The organism is Streptomyces marispadix (assembly GCF_022524345.1).
Taxonomy (GTDB): Bacteria; Actinomycetota; Actinomycetes; order Streptomycetales; family Streptomycetaceae; genus Streptomyces; species Streptomyces marispadix.
In genome coordinates this window covers 3,937,033-3,956,555 of sequence record NZ_JAKWJU010000002.1, presented here as the reverse complement: position 1 = coordinate 3,956,555, position 19,523 = coordinate 3,937,033, and the positions used below count along the sequence as shown (strand labels likewise).

Annotated in this window: 14 protein-coding genes and 1 pseudogene; 11 read left to right on the top strand and 4 right to left on the bottom strand. The window is 72.4% G+C overall.

Features of this window, described 5'->3' with window-relative positions; genetic code table 11:
- Positions 1 to 83: 83 nt before the first annotated feature.
- The 8 genes and pseudogenes from MMA15_RS16515 (at position 84) to MMA15_RS16480 (ending at position 11,365) form a co-directional block, all read left to right on the top strand.
- Positions 84 to 1,250 carry a glycosyltransferase family 4 protein gene (locus tag MMA15_RS16515; protein ID WP_241060644.1) on the top strand — a complete coding sequence of 389 codons (1,167 nt, stop codon included), beginning with the start codon at positions 84 to 86 and terminating at the stop codon, positions 1,248 to 1,250.
- On the top strand, positions 1,247 to 2,860 hold the full coding sequence (locus MMA15_RS16510) for an exopolysaccharide biosynthesis polyprenyl glycosylphosphotransferase (RefSeq protein ID WP_241060642.1): 1,614 nt from the start codon (positions 1,247 to 1,249) through the stop codon (positions 2,858 to 2,860). Before MMA15_RS16515 ends, MMA15_RS16510 begins: the two co-directional genes overlap by 4 nt.
- 186 nt (positions 2,861 to 3,046) lie before the next feature.
- Positions 3,047 to 4,447, top strand: coding sequence for an O-antigen ligase family protein (locus tag MMA15_RS16505; protein ID WP_241063233.1), 1,401 nt, complete (start codon positions 3,047 to 3,049; stop codon positions 4,445 to 4,447).
- Positions 4,444 to 6,417, top strand: coding sequence for a lipid II flippase MurJ (locus tag MMA15_RS16500; protein ID WP_241060639.1), 1,974 nt, complete (start codon positions 4,444 to 4,446; stop codon positions 6,415 to 6,417). Before MMA15_RS16505 ends, MMA15_RS16500 begins: the two co-directional genes overlap by 4 nt.
- A gap of 211 nt (positions 6,418 to 6,628) precedes the next feature.
- Positions 6,629 to 7,309: pseudogene (locus tag MMA15_RS16495) on the top strand (polysaccharide deacetylase family protein); the annotation flags it as partial.
- A gap of 176 nt (positions 7,310 to 7,485) precedes the next feature.
- On the top strand, positions 7,486 to 8,679 hold the full coding sequence (locus MMA15_RS16490) for a glycosyltransferase (protein ID WP_241060637.1): 1,194 nt from the start codon (positions 7,486 to 7,488) through the stop codon (positions 8,677 to 8,679).
- Between the two features lie 8 nt (positions 8,680 to 8,687).
- Positions 8,688 to 10,133, top strand: a complete 1,446-nt coding sequence (locus tag MMA15_RS16485) for a hypothetical protein (RefSeq protein WP_241060635.1) — start codon at positions 8,688 to 8,690, stop codon at positions 10,131 to 10,133.
- Positions 10,130 to 11,365 carry a GNAT family N-acetyltransferase gene (locus MMA15_RS16480; protein WP_241060633.1) on the top strand — a complete coding sequence of 412 codons (1,236 nt, stop codon included), beginning with the start codon at positions 10,130 to 10,132 and terminating at the stop codon, positions 11,363 to 11,365. The genes MMA15_RS16485 and MMA15_RS16480 overlap by 4 nt, the downstream gene beginning before the upstream one ends.
- Before the next feature lie 107 nt (positions 11,366 to 11,472).
- Here the strand turns inward: MMA15_RS16480 and MMA15_RS16475 are convergent, their stop codons facing one another.
- Positions 11,473 to 12,519, bottom strand: a complete 1,047-nt coding sequence (locus tag MMA15_RS16475; RefSeq protein ID WP_372498254.1) for a glycoside hydrolase family 26 protein — start codon at positions 12,517 to 12,519, stop codon at positions 11,473 to 11,475.
- Between the two features lie 435 nt (positions 12,520 to 12,954).
- On the opposite strand from MMA15_RS16475, the gene MMA15_RS16470 reads away from it, so the two are divergent.
- Together MMA15_RS16470 and MMA15_RS16465 are read left to right on the top strand one after the other, a co-directional pair.
- Positions 12,955 to 14,421, top strand: coding sequence for a carboxylate--amine ligase (locus MMA15_RS16470; protein ID WP_241060629.1), 1,467 nt, complete (start codon positions 12,955 to 12,957; stop codon positions 14,419 to 14,421).
- Positions 14,406 to 15,704 carry an NAD(P)-binding domain-containing protein gene (locus tag MMA15_RS16465; RefSeq protein ID WP_241060627.1) on the top strand — a complete coding sequence of 433 codons (1,299 nt, stop codon included), beginning with the start codon at positions 14,406 to 14,408 and terminating at the stop codon, positions 15,702 to 15,704. The genes MMA15_RS16470 and MMA15_RS16465 overlap by 16 nt, the downstream gene beginning before the upstream one ends.
- 203 nt (positions 15,705 to 15,907) lie before the next feature.
- Here MMA15_RS16465 and MMA15_RS16460 read toward each other — a convergent pair whose 3' ends face one another.
- The 3 genes from MMA15_RS16460 to MMA15_RS16450 form a co-directional block, all read right to left on the bottom strand.
- Complete coding sequence (locus MMA15_RS16460) at positions 15,908 to 16,612, bottom strand: UdgX family uracil-DNA binding protein (protein WP_241060625.1); 705 nt, start codon at positions 16,610 to 16,612, stop codon at positions 15,908 to 15,910.
- Between the two features lie 103 nt (positions 16,613 to 16,715).
- On the bottom strand, positions 16,716 to 17,882 hold the full coding sequence (gene mqnE, locus MMA15_RS16455) for an aminofutalosine synthase MqnE (protein WP_241060623.1): 1,167 nt from the start codon (positions 17,880 to 17,882) through the stop codon (positions 16,716 to 16,718).
- An 81-nt stretch (positions 17,883 to 17,963) separates the two neighbouring features.
- Positions 17,964 to 18,419 (bottom strand): Lrp/AsnC family transcriptional regulator, encoded by a 456-nt coding sequence (locus MMA15_RS16450; RefSeq protein ID WP_241060621.1) that lies wholly within the window; start codon positions 18,417 to 18,419, stop codon positions 17,964 to 17,966.
- A 278-nt stretch (positions 18,420 to 18,697) separates the two neighbouring features.
- Here MMA15_RS16450 and MMA15_RS16445 point away from each other — a divergent pair, with 278 nt between their 5' ends.
- A complete protein-coding gene (locus tag MMA15_RS16445) occupies positions 18,698 to 19,393 on the top strand; it encodes a UbiX family flavin prenyltransferase (RefSeq protein ID WP_241060619.1) in 696 nt (231 codons plus the stop codon).
- The last annotated feature ends 130 nt before the right edge of the window (positions 19,394 to 19,523 follow it).

The window sequence follows — 19,523 nt, the reverse complement described above, 5'->3', positions numbered from 1 at the left end:
CGGCAGTTCCCAGATACCCAGATCCCCCAGCATTCCCTTCCGCCGACAAGCCTGTACGGCAGCGACGTTGAGGAGACGTCCGGGTGCATTCGCAGCGTAGAGAAGAGACAGGCCGGCTCACGGTCCTGCATCTGGCACAACCGGTCGAGGGCGGGGTGGCGAGGGTCGTTGCCGAACTGGCCGGGGCCCAGATGCGGGAGAGCACCCGTGCCGTAGTGGCCTGCCCGGAGGGCGGAAGCCTCCCGCGGCAGGCCGCGGCGGCGGGCGCCCAGGTGGAACGATGGCCCGCCGTAAGGGAGTTGGGCCCGCACATCGCGGCCGAGACCCTGCGTGCCGGGCGGCTGGTCCGGCGCGTACGCCCCGATGTCGTACACGCGCACAGCGCCAAGGCGGGGCTCGCCGCGAGGCTGGCACTGCGCGGCGCGGTGCCCACCGTGTACCAGCCGCACGCCTGGTCCTTCGAGGCCGTCGAAGGCGCCACCGCACGCCTCGCCCGCGCATGGGAGCGCCGGGCGGCGCGCTGGACGGACCGGGTCCTGTGCGTGAGCGAGGCGGAGCGCCGCACGGGAGAGGGCGCCGGGATCGCGGCGAGGTGGTCCGTGATCCACAACGGCGTACCGGAGGCCGAGCCATGCGAACGGGCAGCCGCGCGGCGGGAGTTGACCCTGCTGAGCGGAGTCCCCTCGGACGCGGCGCTCGTGGTGTGCGTAGGGCGGCTGTGCAGGCAGAAGGGCCAGCGGGTCCTGCTGGACGCCTGGCGGCACATCGCGGAGGAGGTGCCGGGGGCCTGGCTGGTGCTCGTGGGAGACGGGCCCGACCGGCGGGAGCTGAGCGGGTCGGCCCCCCGGCGGGTGCTGTTCGCCGGTGCGAGCGACGAGGTCGGCCGCTGGTACGCGGCGGCCGATCTGGTCGTACTGCCGTCCCGCTGGGAGGGGATGGCGCTCACGCCGCTCGAAGCGATGGCCTGCGGCCGGCCGGTAGTCGTCACCGATGTGGGCGGGGCTCGCGAGTGCCTGCCGCCCGGACAGCAGGAGACGTCCCTGGTGCCGCCCGAAGATCCACGCGCCCTCGCCGGAGCGGTCACACATCTGCTGCGTGAGCCGGAGCTGAGGGACTTCCTGGGCGAGGCCGCGCGCAAGCACGTACGTGCCGACTTCGACGTACGGCGGACGGCGGCGTCCGTCACTCGGCTCTACCGCGAACTGCTCGACACCCGCGTCCGGTTCGGCACAGGGCGGGCGGCGCGATGACGACGGACAGCAGAGAAGAAGGAGCCCGTGGCGCACGCGTGGCGACCCGGCCGGACACGGAATCGGGGCCCGCGCCTGTGGTCGGCCCGGCCTCCGGGACGGCCGAGGGCGGTGTCGCCCTGCGGTCTCCGCAGGCAGCCGACCGGAACGTACCTGCGCCCGTGGGCACGCTGCGCAGGCGCCGCAATCTGCTCCGTCTGCGCCACCGTGGTGCGGCGGCGCTCGCCGTCGCCGATGCGGCATCGGGCGCGGCCGTCGTGGCAGCCGTAGTCGCGGGCGCCGGCGGCGCACACGCCGACGCGCTGCTGCTGGGGCCCGTCGTGGGCGGCGCCCTCGCGCTCAACGCCCAGGCCGGGTTGTACCGTCCGGGCCTTCGGACCTACGCGCTCGACGAACTCCCGGCCGTCGCCGCACGTGCCGCCGTGGTCTGGTGCGTGGGCGCCGCTCTCCTCGCGGCCCTCGACCGGCCGTCGGCACTGACGTGGATCGTCCTGCTCGCGGCGATCGCCGCGAACTCGGCGCTCACAGGCGTGGCCCGCTCCCTCGTGCACGGCCTGCGGCGGGCGAGGGCGCGGCGGAGACCACGCCCCGCGCTCGTCGTCGGCAACGGACGGCTGGCCCGTACCGTCGCCGGTGTCTTCTCCGAACACCCCCGCTACGGACTGCGTCCCGTGGGCTACGTCGATCTCGTCGGCTCGACTGACACGGACGACGGCCTCGACGGCGGCCCCTCCGCCGACGCGGACACCGGCGACGACAAGCGCGACGACGCCCCGCTGCCCGTGGTCGTAGTGCTGGAGGACGTGACCAGGGCCGTCATCCAGAACACCGTCCGGGACGCGGTCTTCCTGCGCTCCCCCTGGGAGGAACCCCAGAACGCCCTGCTGGCAAGGGCGTTGGGCGAACGCGGCGTGACCGGCTGGCTCGTGAGGCCCGGCTGCGCGGTGGGCGTACACGGAACGCACGAGGGCGGCCCGTCCCATGTGTGGGGCTTCTCATGCAGGCGGCTGTCCCTGGAGTGCCCCGGCACCGGCTGGAGCTGGCGCAAGCGTCTGCTGGATCTGGCGCTGGTCGTACCGGCGCTCGTCGTCGCGGCGCCGCTGCTGGCGCTGTGCGCGCTGGCCGTACGGCTCTCGGACGGGCCGGGGGTGATCTTCCGTCAGGAACGGGTGGGCCTGGGCGGCGGCCCGTTCACCTTGCTGAAGTTCCGCACGCTGCGGCCCGCGGACGAGAAGGAATCGGCGACGCTGTGGAGCGTCGCGGGCGACGAGCGCATGAGCGCGGTGGGCAGGCTGCTGCGCCGCACGTCGCTGGACGAGCTGCCGCAGCTGTGGAACGTGCTGCGCGGCGACATGAGCCTCGTGGGACCGCGTCCCGAACGCCCGTACTTCGTGCAGCAGTTCAGCGAGGAGCTGCCCGGCTACGCCGAGCGGCACCGCTCCCCCGTCGGCATCACCGGCCTCGCGCAGGTGCACGGGCTGCGCGGCAACACCTCGATCGAGGACCGGGCGCGCTTCGACAACCACTACATCGAGACGTGGTCGCTGTGGCAGGACGTACGGATCATGTTCCGCACGGTGACCTCCTTCTTCCGCCTCGAAGGACGGTGATCTCCAGTGACGGTCGCACTTCCGGAGAGCCGCCGGCCGCCGCGCGGGGACGCCCCCGCGGGCGGCACGGGCGCCGGTCCGGGTACGGCCGGTACGGAAGGCGGACCCGCCCCGGGCCGGCGGGAGTTCGCCCTCGGCACGAAGGGAGCGGCCGGCCTGCTGCCGTACTGGCGGCGCTGGGCGCCCATGGCACCGGCGGTGGCCACCGTGCTCGTCCTCTGTGCGCCGGTGCGCACCGGCGATGTGACCACCTCGGGAAAGATCACTGCCGCAGACGCGGCCTCCATGGTGCTGGTGGTGTGGTGCCTGGTGAGGCTGCTGCGCGGACGCGGCGGTCGGTTGACACCAAAGGCGGCAGTGGTGCTCGGGGCGCCGACTGCCGCCTTCGCGGTGGCGACCGCCGCGTCCGCCGACCCCTGGACGAGCCTGCCGGGCTTCGTCCGCTGTCTTCAGATCTTCGTGCTGATCCCGGCTGCGGTGCTGCTTCTGCTGCGCGGCACAAGGGACTTCAGGGTGCTGTGCTGGTCGGTGATCCTGCTGGCGCTGGTGCAGGGGACCGTCGGCGTCGTACAGAACCTGACGGGCACGGGCGCCTCGTACATGGGGAAGAACGTACGCGCCGTCGGCACCTTCGGGCCGCTGGACGTGATGGGCATGTCGACGGTCGTCTCCCTCGGTCTCGTGGCGGCCTTCGCGCTCTGCCTCGCGGACCCGGCCGACAGCTCGCGGCGACAGCGCGTCACCGCGATGTGCTGCGCCGGGGCGCTCGTGCCTCCGCTGGTCCTCTCGTACAGCCGTGGCGCTTGGATCGCCACGGCGGTCGCCTGTACGACGGTGCTGCTGCTGGCCGGGGTGCGCCGGGGCGTCGCCGTGCTGCTGGCGCTGGCCGCCGCCTCGGTGGTGGCCGTCGGCGGGTTCGGGATCGGCTCGAAGATGGTCGAGGAGCGACTGACCAGCATCGTCGACGTCAACTCCGCCCCGGACCGCTCGGTGACCGACCGCTACGCGCTCTGGTCGGCGGCGACCGGCATCTGGCAGGACTCTCCGGTCTCGGGCGTCGGCCCGAAGAACTTCGCCGCGCACCGCGACGGCCACGCCTCGCTCGGGCTCTCCTCGGGGAGCGACACGGCGGGCGCGGGCCTGGAGTTCCAGAAGGAGCCGCTGCTCTCGCCGCACAACATGTATCTGCTCGTCCTCAGCGAGCAGGGCCTCGTGGGGATCGTGGCGCTGGTGGGCGGCGGAAGCGTGCTGCTGGTGAGCGGGCTGCGGAGGCTCCACTCGGCGCACCGGGCACGCCAGGAGCAGCGGCACCGCGAGTACGGCGGCCGGGCCGCGGGCGACCGCGAGGCCCCCGGCTCCCATGACTGCGGGCTGGTCGCGGCCGGGCTGCTGGTCTGGCAGGCCGTCGACTTCCTCTACGCCGACATCGGCGGGCCGTCGACCGTGCTGACCGCGGTCGTGCTCGGCGCGGTCACCTGGTGGGCGCTGGCTTCCCCTTCGGCCGACCGGTCCTCCTCCCGCTATGCGCGGTCCTCCTCCTACGTGTACGCCGCCGTCGACGACAAGGCAGAGGCATCGGCTCGATGACGGACACGCACGCCTCCCGCAGCACCACCCGGGACGCATTGCCGCCGCCCGCGCAAGCGACGGGCGAAGTACGCGGCGGCGAGGGCGCTTCGCCGCCGCTGCTTGGCAGGTTCCTCGCGCGGGCGGCCGTGATCACCGCCGCGCTGACCGCCGCAGGGGCGTTCTTCGGCCTGCTGCGCGACCAGACGATCGCCAGCCTCTTCGGCGCCGACGCCGACACCGACGCCTTCCTCGTCGCGTGGACCGTGCCCGAACTGGCGGCCACGCTGCTCATCGAGGACGCGATGGCGCTGATCCTCGTCCCCGCGTTCAGCCTGGCGCTGGCGCGGCGCGCGGCAGGGCCGTCCCCTACGGAGAACGGCGCGGTCGGCACGGACGGCAGGGCAGCGGACGGCGTGGACGCCCGGCCCTTCGACCCGGTCAGGGACGTGGTGCGGCGGACCCTGCCGAGGCTGCTGCTGGGCCTCACCTGCATCGCCGCCCTGATGCTGCTCGCGGCGCCGCTTCTCGTACGGGTGCTGGCGCCGGGGCTGCCGGACTCCGGAACGGCCGTCGACTGCATGCGTCTTACGTCGCTGACCGTGGTGACGTTCGGGGTGGCTGGCTACTTCAGCGCAGCGCTCCGCGCGCACCGGCGCTTCGTGGCGCCCGCGGCGATCTATGTCGCCTACAACGCGGCGATCATCGCGGTGATGTTCGCGGGGCACACGCTGTGGGGCGTACGTGCTGCCGCCGTAGGGGTCGCGGTGGGCGGCGGCTTGATGGTCGTCGTTCAACTCCCGTCGTTCATCCGGCAGTTGCCGTCACGTACGCGCCGGGCGCCCGCCGCAGGCGCCAAGGTCCACGCGAACGTGACCTCGAAGGTGCCCGCGAAGGTCTCCGTGAGCGCGCCCGCGGAAGCGGCGGCGGAGACGGCGGTGGAGACGGCACCGAGCCCGGCACCCGCCGCGCCCACCACGCCCACCACGGCCTCCACGTCGGCAGTGCCCCCCGCGCACTCACCGTCCGGCACGACCGCCGAACTCCCCGCCCCCGCCGACGCGTCCGGTCTCGCCCCCTCCCAGGGCCCCGGCGCGGCCGCCGCCCCCGGCCCCCACAGCGGCCGCATCGCGCTGCTCGGCATGGGCGTGCTCGCACCGGTCGTCACCTTCGCCGTCAGCCGCCAGGCGCAGGTGCTCTTCGAGCGCTATCTGGCCTCACCGCTGCCCGCCGGAGCCATCTCGCACCTCAACTACGCACAGAAGGTCGCGCAGATGCCGATGGTTCTCTCGCTCATGGTGTGCACGGTGACCTTTCCCGTCGTCGCGCGTGCCATGGCCGACGGCGACCGTGAGCGTGCCCGGCTGCGCGTCGAACGCGATCTGGCTCTGGTCGGCATCGTCGTGCTGCTCGGCGCCGCATACGTCACGGCCTGCGCGCCCCAGCTCATCCAACTGCTCTTCCAGCGCGGCGAGTTCGATGCCGGCGACACCGCCGACACGGCGTCCGTGATGCGTGTCTACTGCTGCGGCCTGCTGGGTCACAGCCTGGTGGGTGCGCTGGTGCGCCCGTTCTTCTCCGGTAACCGGCCCCCCTGGTACCCGGCGGCGGCGATGGGCGTGGGCCTCCTCGTGACCGTGGCGGCGGGCGCCGTCGCGGTGCGCCCCTGGGGCGTCCATGGGATCGCCGCGGCCAACGCCGCCGGAATCCTCACCACCGCGCTGCTCCTGCTGCACGGCCTCGGTGCCCGCGTCGTCGCCATCGATGTGCGCCGCGTGGCGGCCGGGCTGGCGCGGCTGCTGCTGGCCGCCGTCGTCGCCGCCGCCGCGGGCTGGGGCGCCGCCCGGCTCGTCGCGCATCCGCTGACCGGTGCCATGGCGGGCGGCGTGGCCGTGCTCGTCGTCTTCGCGTCCGTGGCTCACCTCGTACGCGCCCCCGAGATGCCTCAGCTAGTCGCCACCGTCAAACGAAGGTTCGCTCATGTCCGCTGAGTCCGCCGAGTCCACTCCCTCTGCCGTAACCGTCGCGCCCGCTCCGTCTGCCGCGGCCGCCGCCTCCGCCGAGTTCGATGCGCGCGTCCCGGCTCCGCCGCTGCCGGCTCCCCAGCTCCGCTTGCCCGTTCCGGCCTCCGCACGCGGGCCGTTGACCGCGACCGCCACGGCCCGTGTGGGCACTCGGCGCCGACGGCCCCCCTGGGTGCTGATGTACCACTCGGTCTCCGGGTGCACCGACGACCCGTACCGGATCACCGTCTCCCCGCACCGCCTCGACCGGCAGCTTCGCTGGCTGCGCGACCGGGGCCTTACGGGCGTGAGCGTCGGCGAGCTGATGCGGGCACGGGCCGCCGGACGAGGCGCCGGACTGGTGGGGCTGACCTTCGACGACGGTTACGCGGACTTCGTCGACAGCGCGCTGCCGCTGCTGCGGCGCCACGGATGCACGGCGACCGTGTTCGTACTGCCGGGCCGCCTCGGCGGCGACAACGCCTGGGACGAACTCGGCCCGCGCAAGCCTCTGTTGACGGCCGACGGCATCCGCACGGCAGCCGCCGAGGGCATGGAGATCGGCTCGCACGGTCTGACGCACACCGATCTGACGACCGCCGACGACTCCACCCTGGAACGCGAGACCAGGCACAGCCGCACCCTGCTCGCCGACATCACCGGCACCGCCCCTCAGGGCTTCTGCTATCCGTACGGAACGGTCGACTCCCGCGCGATCGAGGCCGTACGCACCGCGGGCTACGACTATGCGTGCGCCATCGATCCGGGCGCGCTGACCTGCATGCTCGCGCTGCCGAGGGTGCACATCGACGCCTCGGACACCTCCGTGCGGCTGCTGCTGAAGCGGATGCTGAACCCACTGCGCCGCAGGCCCCTCCCGGCAGAACCGACGACTCAGCAGCGAACGCCCCAGCGGCCGGGAACGCAGAAGCCGGAGACTCAGCAGCCCGGAGATCGGAAGTCCGGGACGCGCAAACCGACACGTGCGCGGGACGCACGTCCCGCAGCCGGGGAGGGCCCTGACGCCGTCGGCAGCGAGACGGGCGGCGGCCGTCGATGAAAGTCGCGCACATCATCACAGGGCTCGGCGTCGGAGGTGCCGAGCAGCAGCTACGGCTGATGCTCCGCCATCTCCCGGCGCGCTGCGACGTGTTCACCCTGACCGCACCCGGGTCGGTGGCCCATGGAATCCTCGCCGACGGCCACCGCGTCACTCATCTCGGCATGACCGGCAACCTCGACGCGACGGTCATGCCGCTGCTGGTCCACCTCCTGCGCGAGGGCCGCTACGACCTCGTACACACCCACCTCTACCGCGCCTGCCTCTACGGGCGGCTGGCCGCACGCCTCGCCGGGGTACGCGCGGTGGTCGCCACCGAGCACTCACTCGGTGACGACTCGATCGAGGGCAGACCCCTCAGCGTCGGCGTCCGCGCGATGTATCTCGCCTCCGAACGCCTCGGGTGCGCGACCATCGCCGTCTCGGACACGGTTGCGCAGCGGCTGCGGAAGTGGGGCGTGCCCGCGTCGCGGGTGCACACCGTGCCCAACGGCATCGACGCCCGCCGCTTCCGCTTCGACCCCGTCGCCCGTGCGGCCACGCGTGCCCGGCTCGGCATCCCGGCCGACACGTTCGTCGTGGGCGGGGTGGGGCGGCTGGTGCCGGGCAAGCACTTCGAGACGCTCGTACGGGCCGTGGCCGTACTGCCCGACGCGCGGCTGCTGCTGGCGGGCGACGGCCCCGAGCGAGAGACGCTCCACGCCATCGCCTCGTCGCTCGGCGCGCTCGACCGGGTGCACATGCTCGGCGAGTGCGACGGGACGGTCGCCTCGGGGACGGCAGGCGCGGTCGAGATCCCCGAACTGCTGTCCGCGATGGACGTGTTCGTCTCGCCGTCGTCCGAGGAGTCGTTCGGGCTGGCCGTGCTGGAGGCCCTCGCGGCCGGTCTGCCGACGCTGCACGTCACTTGCCCGGCGATCGACGATCTGCCCTCGGCGGAGGCGCCCGGTGCGCGCCGCATCGGCACCGGCGTGCCCGAACTCACCGCGCGTCTCTGCGAGTTCCAGAAGGCCGGGCCCGTACGGCTGCCCGTACCGCCCGTCGTCGACCACTACGACATCGCCCGCAGCGCGGAACGGCTGATGGCCGTCTACCGCGCCGCCACGGGTGCTCCGCAACTGCCCGCACCGGCGCCGCACACGGCGACCTCCGTACCGGCGCCGGCGTCCCTACCCCTGACATCGAGGTGAGTCCTGCCATGCCCAAAGCCGCACAGGGATCGGCCAAGTCCCCCGCCGAGGGCGGCTCGGCGCGTACGAAGCAGTCCAGGCGCGAAGCCCGCTCGTCGAAGTCCGACGGCGGCTCCGCGGTCCCCGAGGAGAGCGAGACCGCGAAGACGACGGAGGCCACGAAGGGAGGCGAACAGGCCGAACCGCCACCGTCGTCGGCCACGGGCACGGCCACCGCACCGGCACCGGTGCCTGACAAGACGGCGGCCCCGGACGAGAAGGCAGCGCCGGCTGAGAAGGCACCGGAGCCGAAGCCGGACGCCGCTGGTGCGGGGAAGGACACCGGTGGTGCGGGGAAGGACACCGACGCCACGGCCGAGTCCCCGGCGAGCACAAGCACGCCCCGGAGCCCGGTACCGACCACGGACCCCGGCGACCACGGCACCCGTATCGGCACCAGCAGCAAGACGGCGGCCTTCACCAGGACGGCTCCCCTGCGCACCAACTCCCTTACGGGAAACGGCAGTCGGGGACAGACGCCCACGCGGACCAGCACACCCGCGAGCACACCCGCAAGCAAGACCGCACGCCCACGCACGAGCGCGGGGGCGGGGGCGGGGGCGGACACGAGCGCCCGCCCAAGCCCAAGCCGAAGCACAGGCACAGACATGGGCACGAGCACGTCCACACGTACAGGCACGGACACGAGCGCGAAGCCGCACACGCGTCCCGGCAACCGTCCGCGCGTCACGGAGCCCACGCCGACCCCGGCACGACGGGTGTCCGACCGCCTCAAGGCGGGGCTGCGCCGCATGAGCTGGTGGCCGCTGCCGCTCTGCCTCGTGCTCGGAGCGGGTGGGGGCGGGGTGTACTCGGCGATGACGCCCGCGCAGTACTCCGCCGTCAGCTATGTGGTCGTCTCCCCCTCGGGCGGCTCGGAGGCGGCCGGGGCACTCGGCTACGCGCAGGCCTACGGCAAGATCGCCACGGACCCGGTGATCCTCGCCGACGCGGAGAAGCGGGCCCATCTGCGTCCGGGCACGATCCGCGACGGCATCCAGGCCAGCACCTCCCCCGACGCTCCCATGGTGCAGATCACCGCGACCTCCTCCAGCGCGTCACAGGCGGCCAGGAACGCCGACTCCGTGGCGAAGGCGCTCACTCATACGGCCAAGACGTCGGTGAAGCGGACCGGTGCCCGGCTGACTGTGCTCTCCGAAGCCATGGCTCCGGCGACGCCGGTGTCGCCGTCCCCGGCGGTCGCGGTCGCCGTCGGCGCCTGCGCGGGCGGGCTGCTCGGCGGGCTCGTACTGCTGGTACGTCCGCAGTCGCGCCGCCGCCCGGACGCGGCGACGGTCCCGGCGACCGGCGGCGTCGCGCAGGCGGCGCCCGGCACCGGTCCGGCAGCGAACGACGCGGCACCCGCGTCGGGTGAGCCCGTGGGCGCCGGTCACGGAACGGAGCAGACGCGATGACGTCGGCGACCGTCTGCCGCGACCCGGCGCAGTTCGCCGAACTGGCCCGCGAATGGGAGGAGTTGAGACGCCGCAGCCCCGGCGCCACCACCTTCCAGTCGCATGCCTGGCTGCACTCCTGGTGGCAGTCGTACGGAAGGGCGGGATGGCTGCGGGTGGTGGTCGTACGCGGCGGCGGCAGGCTCGTCGCTGCCGCGCCGCTGATGCTCGTTCACCGGCCGCTGCCCACGCTGGTGCCGCTCGGCGGCGGCATCACCGACTTCTCCGACGTGCTGCTCGACGGCGAGTTCCCCGACGCCGCCGAGTGTCTGTCGGCCGCACTGCACCGGGCGTCCCGCGGGGCGCTGATCGATCTGCGCGAGGTGCGCCCCGGCGCGGCGGCCGAGCAGGTATACGCCGCGTGGCCCGGCGTCCGCCGGCGGCTGAAGGACTCCGTATGCCTGGAGCTGCCCGGCGTTCCCATGGAGGGGCTGCTGGAGCGGCTTCCGGTGGCCGGCGCCAAACGCACCCGCCAGAAGCTGCGCAAGATCGACAAGTTGGGGATCAAGGAGCACGACGTCCTGCCGACGGAGGCCGGGGAGGCCGTACGAACCCTGCTGCGCCTGCACGAGATGCAGTGGCAGGGTCGCGGTGTGACGCGGGAGCATCTGCGCCCGCGCTTCCGCGCGCACCTTGAACGCACGGTCGAGCAGTTGGCGGAGAGCGGCGACGCCACGATCACCGTCTACCGGATCGACGACGAGGCCGTCGCCGCGGACATCACGCTCGTCGGCGGCGGCATGGTCTGCGGCTATCTCTACGGCGCCGACCCACGGCTGCGTTCGCAGCACGTCGACATCACCACGATGCTGCTGAGGCACGCCGCGGGGCACGCCGCCGCCAAGGGGTGCGGCACGCTCAATCTGCTGCGGGGCGCGGAGCCCCACAAGCTCAGATGGCAGGCCGAAGCGGTCGCCAACCAGCGGTTGTTGATGGCCCGCGTGGAGATGGCGCCCGCGATGGCGATGCATCTGGGACGTATCGCGGGACGTGAGTTCGCGGCGGGCGCGGTACGCAGGGGACGTGACGTGGAATGGCTGCGCCGCGTACGGCCGGGCGGGTCCCGGGGCAGCCGCCCGGTCAAGGCAACGGACGCGGCGACTGCGCCTGGCGGAGAGCGCGGTCCGAAGCGCGACCGGGACCGAGACCGGGACCGAGACAGGGACAGGGACGGGGGCCGGGACGGGGCCTAGTCTTCGCCCACGCCCCGCAGTTCCACGCGGGCGCCCCCGTCGAGGAGGCGCCCGCGAACCATATCGGCGAACCGCCGCCGGATTCTCCGGAAGGGAACTCCGGGGTCCTAGTCGCGGAAGCCCCAGCGTTCCGGCAGCACCTTGTCGAACCGCACGCAGTACTTGCCGGAGACGAAGCAGTGCTCGTACCACGGAATGCGCGACCCCGGTTCCGTCGGCACGGGCACGGCCGTGACCCCGGGCGAAGGCGTGGGCGGGGCGGGAGCGGTGGAGCCGGTGGGCGGCGCTGACGGCGTTCCGCCCGGCGACGGGGCGCCCGGCGAGGGCGTGGCACCGCCGCCCGACCGTGCGTAGAGCGAGGCACGAAAAGTCTCGGCGGAGGCCGGGTTGTGCGAGCACTGCCAGACGCCGTGCGGGCAGTAGTCCGTGATCGTCTGGTACAGCGGCTTGTGCCGGTCGAACCAGTCGAGCATCCGCCGCACGTACTCGGGGTTGTCGCCGTTGCGGAAGAGTCCCCACTCCGGATACGAGACGGCCTTGCCGTGCTCCCTGGCGAAGTCGACCTGCGCCTGGAGGCCCAGCGGTTCGTTCACCTGCTGCGCGAACGACCGGCCTTCGGGCTGGTCGTAGGTGTCCATCCCGATGACGTCGACGACGTCGTCGCCGGGATAGCACTTCGTCCACGGATAGGCGTCCTGCCCGCGGCTCGGTGCGAAGTCGAAACGGAACTTCTGCCCGTCCACGGAGCGCATCGCCGTGACGATGCGCCGCCAGTACTTCATCCACGCCGCGGGGTCGGGTCCGCAACGGTGGGAGTACGTAAGGCCGTTCATCTCCCAGCCGAGCACGATCACGGTGTCGGGCGCCTTCTGTTGCACGAGGCGCTGGGCGAGGGTGCGGAAGTGGGCGTCGAAACGGCCGGACGCTCCCTCACGCAGCAGCCCGCGCACCTCGTCGTCGGGCAGGCTCTCCTCGTTGCGTTCCAGCATCGGCACGTTGAGCACGAAGAGCCGGTCCTTGCGGGCCTGGCGCCACTGGGTCCACGGCTTCAGGAACTCCGGACGGCCCTCGATGTTGGACCACCGGTCGCCGGGCAGATAGGTGTGGGCGACCTTCAGTTCCGTCCCGCCGAGCCAGTTCTGAAGCTGCGTCATGCGTTGCACGCCGTCGGCACCGGAGCGCAGGAACGCGCCGAGTGGAGCCAGCGGGGCGGCCGCGGAACGCAAGGCTGAGCCATCTGTCGAGGCGCCTCCGGAGGCGGGCGTGGGGGAGGGCGAGGGGGTCGTCTCGCCGGGGCCGCCGACGGTGGACGCGACACTCCGGACGAAGGATTCCGGTTCGAATTCGGGCAAATTCACCGGCAGGACGCTACATGAGGCAAGGAGCCCGGCAGCCACGACGACACCGCAAACCCCTTTGTAGACGCGGCGTTCGGGACTTCCCATGGCTCCTCCAGGTCTGTGGGCGATGTCCTCGGCCGCGAAACACGCATTTCAGACCTCAGTGCTCGGAACGGCGCGGTGCGGTCTGATAGGCCAATGGGGATATTTTCTCCCTGTTCGCCCTATTCGTGATGCAAGGACATACCCATGCCGCCGTTCGACACGGAAGTCCCCGTTCTGCTGCTCCGGCTCGATCCCAATCCGTTCCACCACGGAACGCTGGGCGCCGTCCGGTCACTTGGGCGTACGGGAATCGAGGTGCACCTGGCCGAGGCGGCACCGGGACCGGTGACCCGCTCCCGGTACGTCCACCGCGCGCACTCGCTGCCTCCGGCACCACCGGGCCCGCCGGGTGGCGCTTCGGACGTGGAACTGGGCCGCGCACTGGAGCGGGTGTCCGACGCCATCGGCACGCCGGCGGTCCTCATCGCGCTCGACGACCGCGGTGCGATCGCGGTGTCCGCGCTCTCGGAGCGCCTGCGCGGCCGGTTCCTGCTGCCGCCCACGGCTCCCGGGCTGCCCGCCCGCGTCGCCGACAAGGCCGAACTCGCCGGGCTCTGCGCCGCCGCCGGGATCTCACATCCCGTCACCGTCTCGCCGGGCAGCGCCGAGGAGGCCGCACGCGAGGCGGCGCTGCTGGGGCTGCCCGTGATCGCCAAGTGGAGCCGCCCTTGGCTGCTGCCGAAGGGCATGCGCAGCACGACTCTCGTACGGACGCCCGCCGACGCCTACGAGTTGTACGAGCACAGCGCACACGCCGGGAGCAGGCTGCTGTTGCAGCAGCGGCTGACAGAGGGGCACGGGACGGACTGGTTCTTCCACGGCTACGCCGACGCCGACGCGGGCTTCCTCGTCGGCGGTGCCGGGCGCAAGGAGCGCTCGTGGCCGCCCCGTACGGGCCTGACGGCGGTGGGCACCTGGCTCGCGAATCCGGACGTGGAGGAGGCGGCGACGCGGCTTGCCGCGCACATCGGCTACCGGGGCATCCTCGACCTCGACTTCCGGCTCGACCCGGACACGGGCTCGTACCACCTGCTCGACTTCAACCCCCGGCCCGGCGCGCAGTTCCGGCTGTTCACCGACGGGAACGGGCTGGACGTCGTACGGGCGCAGCACCTGCATCTGACGGGGCGTCCGGTACCCGCGCAGGGCGACGGGGAGGGCCGGGTCTTCGTCGCGGAGAACTACGCGCTGCTGTCGGCGCTGGTGTCGGGCGCCTCGCTGCTGAGGGGGGCGCTACGGCCGCGCTGGTACCGCCGGGACCTCGGCACACGGCAGCGGAGCGGCGCGAGCGGCGACCACACGGGCGAGGCCCGCGGGCGACGGTCTCGGCTGCGGCTCGCACTCCGCCTCCCATCGCCCGGCCGTCGACTCGGGCGCTCCGTCGAACGTGCCTGGTTCGCGCCGGACGACCCGCGCCCGTTCTTCGCGATGGCCGCCGCCTGGTTCGTACGCGGCGCGCTCAAGGCCTGGCACGTCGTCAGGTCCCGAAGGGCGGCGCTGCCGACGGCGGTACCGGCGCTGCCCGCCCCGACCGCATCGCACCTCCGCACCACTCGTGATGAGCGATCAGTGCAAGATCAGAGAGAAGGAAACGCATGTACGACCTCGTAGTGGTGGGCGCAGGCCCTTACGGCCTCTCCATCGCATCGCACGCCGCGGCCGCCGGACTCAACCTGCGTGTCCTGGGCCGTCCGATGGCCTCGTGGCGCGACCACATGCCCCGGGGCATGTACCTGAAGTCCGAGCCGTGGTCCTCCAATCTCTCGGACCCGGCCGGTACGCACACGCTCGCCGCCTACTGCTCCGCACGCGGCATCACGGTGGAACACGGACGGCCGCTGCCGCTGGGCACCTTCACCGAGTACGGGCAGTGGTTCGGCGAGCGGGCGGCGCCCAAGGCGGACGAGCAGAAGGTGACTTCCGTGGTGCCCTGCGCACGGGGCTTCCGTGTGGAGACGGCCGAGGGCGAGGTGCTGGTGACCCGTACAGTGGTCCTCGCCGTCGGCGTCATGCCGTTCGTGCACAAGCCGGGACCGCTGCGGAAGCTTCCACCGTCGCTCGTGTCGCACAGCAGCCACCACCGCGACCTGCGGCGCTTCAAGGACAGGGACGTCACGGTGGTGGGCGCGGGACAGGCCGCGCTGGAGACCGCGGCGCTGCTCGCCGAGGAAGGCGCGCACGTGCGGGTCGTCGCCCGCGCCGACCGCATCAACTGGAACTCGCCCCCACAGCCGCTTCAGCGCTCCATTCTCAAGGCGATCCGCGACCCGCACTGCGGGCTCGGCACGGGCTGGCCGAGCTGGGTCTTCTCCGAGATGCCCTGGGCGGTACGCAAGCTCCCCCCGGCGCTGCGGCAGCACATCGCACGTAACGCACTGGGCCCGGCCGGGGCGTGGTGGCTGCGGGACCGCTTCGAGTTCGCGGTACCGGTGCTGCTCAGCAGCAGGCTCAGCGCCGCGGAGCAGGTGGGCGAACAGGTGCGGCTGCGGCTGGAGTCGGCCGACGGCGTCGTACGCACCGTCCAGACCGACCACGTGGTCGCGGCCACCGGCTTCACCCCGCGACTGGCACGCCTGTCGATGCTCGACACATCGGTGCGCGGCATCCTGCACCGCGTCGGCTCCAGCGACGCACCCGAACTCAACGCACGGTTCGAGTCGTCGCACCCGGGGCTGTTCTTCGCGGGGCTGCTGGCCACGCCGTCGTTCGGGCCGTCCATGCGCTTCGTCTACGGGGCGGGCTTCGCGGCGAACCGGGTGGTGCAGGGCGTCCAGCGGCGGCTGGCGGAGCCGCGGCTGGCGACCGTGCCGCACGCGGCCCGTGCCCGTACGGAGGAACAGCACCGCACGGACGGGCAGTTGACGGCGCCTTCGCCCACGGCCGCACGTCACTGAGCGCAGACGGAACACCGGGGGCGCCGGACGGAGACCGGACGAAGACCGGGCTGAGACGAACGCCGGGCAGAGAACGGAAGCGATGGCAGCGGGTCCGCGGTAGCGGGCCCGCTGCCCTGCGTCCGCGTGCTTCGCAGGACGGGGGCCCTTCGTACGTGGCGGGGAAGCGCTCGGACGGGGAGCAGCGGCCGAGACGGCGGCGCTCAGCCGGAGCGCAGTGCCGCCGCGGCCACTCGCAGATCGGACACCAGGCCCTCGCGTACGTCGTCCCGGTCCTCGTCGTCGGCGCGCAGCACCGCGGACGGATGGATCGTCGCCACGAGGCGTTCGCTGCGGCCGTGCACCTCGCGCTCGATCAGTTCGCCGCGCTCTCTGGTCACACGGAACGACGAGCCGAACAGCGCCTTGCCCGCCGTGGCCCCCAGCACCACGATCACCTCCGGTGCCAGCAGGGCGAGTTCGGCGGCGAGCCATGGGCCGCAGGCCGTCATCTCCCGGAGGCTGGGCGCCTTGTGGATGCGGCGCTTGCCGCGCCCGCCCGAGGCGTACTCGAACTTGAAGTGCTTGACCGCGTTGGTGACGTAGGAGCGTGCCGGGTCGATTCCGGCCTCCTCCAGCGCGCGGTCGAGTACCCGGCCCGCGGGTCCCACGAAGGGTTCGCCGCGCCTGTCCTCCTGGTCGCCGGGCTGTTCGCCGATGATCAGCACCCGGGCGTGCGGGTCGCCGTCCCCGAAGACGGTACCGGTGGTGTTGCGGTGCAGCGGGCAGCCGCGGCACTCCTCTGCCGCCTCGCGCAGTGCACGCAGACCCGCCTTGCCCCGGCCCACCTTGGCGGGCAGGAAGGGCTCGGCGGTGTAGTCGTCCTCGGGGTTCGCGGCGATCGCGGTGTTCTTACGGGATGCGGGCATGCGCCGCCGGGTACCCCGACGGGCACGTTCCAGGCGGCGCCCGATACGAAAGAAGCCGCTCCGGTCAGGCCCGCTGCGGACGGAGTCCGCGGCCCACGGAACCTCAGACGCGCATCGGCTGCGGCGACTCGCGCCGCTCCGGGTCCGGCCCGTCGTACTCGCGGATGACCTCGTAGCGGGTGTTGCGCTCGACGGGCCTGAAGCCGGCGTCGCGGATCAGGTCGAGGAGGTCCTCGCGGGTGAGCTTGTCGGGGGTGCCGTAGTTGTCCGCGTCGTGAGTGATCTTGTACTCGACGACGGAGCCGTCCATGTCGTCCGCGCCGTGCTGAAGCGCGAGCTGGGCGGTCTGCACACCGTGCATGACCCAGAAGACCTTCACGTGCGGCACGTTGTCGAACAGCAGCCGCGAGACGGCGAACGTCTTCAGCGCCTCGGCTCCCGAGGCCATGGTGGTGCGCGCCTGGAGGGTGTTGCGCACCTTCCCGTCCTGCATGTCCACGAAGTCGTGCTGGTAGCGCAGCGGGATGAAGACCTGGAACCCGCCGGTCTCGTCCTGGAGTTCACGCAGCCGCAGCACGTGGTCGACGCGGTGGCGGCGCTCCTCGATGTGCCCGTACAGCATCGTGCACGGGGTCTTGAGGCCCTTCTGGTGGGCGAGGCGGTGGATGCGCGACCAGTCCTCCCAGTGGGTGTCGTGGTCGACGATGTGCTGCCTTACGTCCCAGTCGAAGATCTCGGCGCCGCCGCCCGTGAGCGATTCCAGGCCGGAGTCGATGAGGACGTCGAGGATCTCGCTCGCGTCCATCCCGGAGATCTTCTCGAAGTGATGGATCTCCGTGGCGGTGAACGCCTTCAGCGAGACCGTCTCCGGCAGCGCCTCCTTCAGGGCGCTGAGCGAACGCGGGTAGTAGCGCCAAGGCAGCGTCGGGTGGAGGCCGTTGACGATGTGCAGCTCGGTGAGGTTCTCGCCCTCCATCGCCTTGGCGAGCTTCACCGCCTCCTCGATGCGCATGGTGTACGCGTCCTTCTCGCCCGGCTTGCGCTGGAAGGAGCAGTACGCACAGGAGGCCGTGCACACGTTCGTCATGTTGAGGTGACGGTTGATGTTGAAGTGGACGACGTCGCCGTTCTTACGCGTCCGCACCTCGTGGGCGAGGCCGCCGAGCCAGGCCAGGTCGTCGCAGTCGTAAAGGGCGATGCCGTCCTCACGCGTCAGCCGCTCGCCCGCGCTGACCTTCTCCTCCAGCTCGCGCTTGAGCCCAGAGTCCATGCGTCGCCCTCCTAGGAAATTGCTTCGAGCGCCTTTTTGAGCCTACTCCCCGGCCCCGGGGACCACTTGACCGGCCGTGCGTCAGGCTTCCTTCGGCAGATCGGTTACCCGGTTCTCCCACTTGGTCGACAGCACGACCGTCGTACGCGTACGGGACACGCCCTTGGTGCCCGACAGCCTGCGGATGAGGGACTCCAGCGCGTCCACGTCGGAGGCGCGCGCCTTGAGCATGAACGAGTCGTCGCCCGCGATGAACCAGCAGTCCTCGACCTCGTTCAGCTCGCGCAGCCGCGCGGCGACGTCCTCGTGGTCGGTGGCGTCGGTGAGCTGGATGCCGACGAGGGCGGTGACGTCGAGGCCGAGCGACTTGGCGTCGACGGTCGCGCGATAGCCGGTGATCACACCTGCGGTCTCCAGGCGGTTGATGCGGTCGGTGACGCTGGGCCCGGAGAGGCCGACGAGCCGGCCCAGTTCGGCGTAGGAAGCCCTGCCGTTCTCCCGCAGCGCCTGGATGAGCTGCCTGTCCACCGCGTCCATGGGTCCTGGTGCCTCCGTTGCCGAATCTGAAGGTCGCCCCGCCGTGGCCGGGCTAGTCTCCGGGGTCTGCCCGCCGTGGGCGGGGAGACCCGGCTTCTTCGCCGGTGGCAGGGAACCGTGGGCTCCGCGAAATCTCCGGTAACGAATCTAAGGCATGGGGAGCGCTCGCCCTCAGAGACCCTGCCTCAAGCGGGTGCCTCCAGCCGCGACGGCCCTGCGGCACCGGGTGCGACCCGTGGGTTCCGCGACGCTCTCCGCCCACGCGTAGGCTCGTCGGCGTGACCGACGTGACCGATACGAGCGCAGCCCGCCCGCCGCGCAGGCCCTGGATCGTCGGGGTCTCCGGCGCCTCGGGCACGCCCTACGCCGCGGCCGTGCTGCGTGCGCTGCTGCACGCCGGTGAGGACGTCGACCTCGTCGTGAGCCGTGCCGCCCGGCTGACGATCCTCGACGAGACGGGGCATCCCTTCCGCGACGCCCACGCCCAGGAGGATCTGCGCCGCTGGCTCTCGCACGGCGCCGACGGCACCCCCGACGCCTACGACCCGGACGTGGCGTCCGTACGGCACTGGCCCGCCGGTGATCTCGCCGCGGGGCCGTCCTCCGGCTCGTATCCGGCGCGGGGCATGATCGTCGTGCCCGCGAGCACCGCATGCGTGGCCGGGGTGGCGCTCGGCCTGTCGAAGGACCTTCTCCAGCGGGCCGCGTCGGTGACGCTGAAGGAGCGGCGACCGCTCGTCGTGGCGGTGCGGGAGACGCCGCTGCACGGGCAGACCCTCCGGCATCTCGTCTCGCTCGACGACGCGGGAGCGGTGGTGCTTCCGGCGTCTCCGGGCTTCTACGCGGGCGGCAGTACGGCCCAGCAGCTCGTCGACTTCGTCGCGGGGCGCGCACTGGACGCGGCGGGTGTGCCGCACAAGCTCTACCGGCGCTGGGAGGGCGAGTTGGGGGGCGGCCGGGGCGGCGTGGCCTAGCCCGTCCCGTAAGCCGCTTCCGTGGGCCGCTTCCGCAAGTCGCTTCGCAAGCCCCTTCGTAAGCCGCGTCCGTGACTCACCTCCGGGGCCCCGCACGCTTAACTCGCCTTCGCAGCACGGTCCTTGGGCC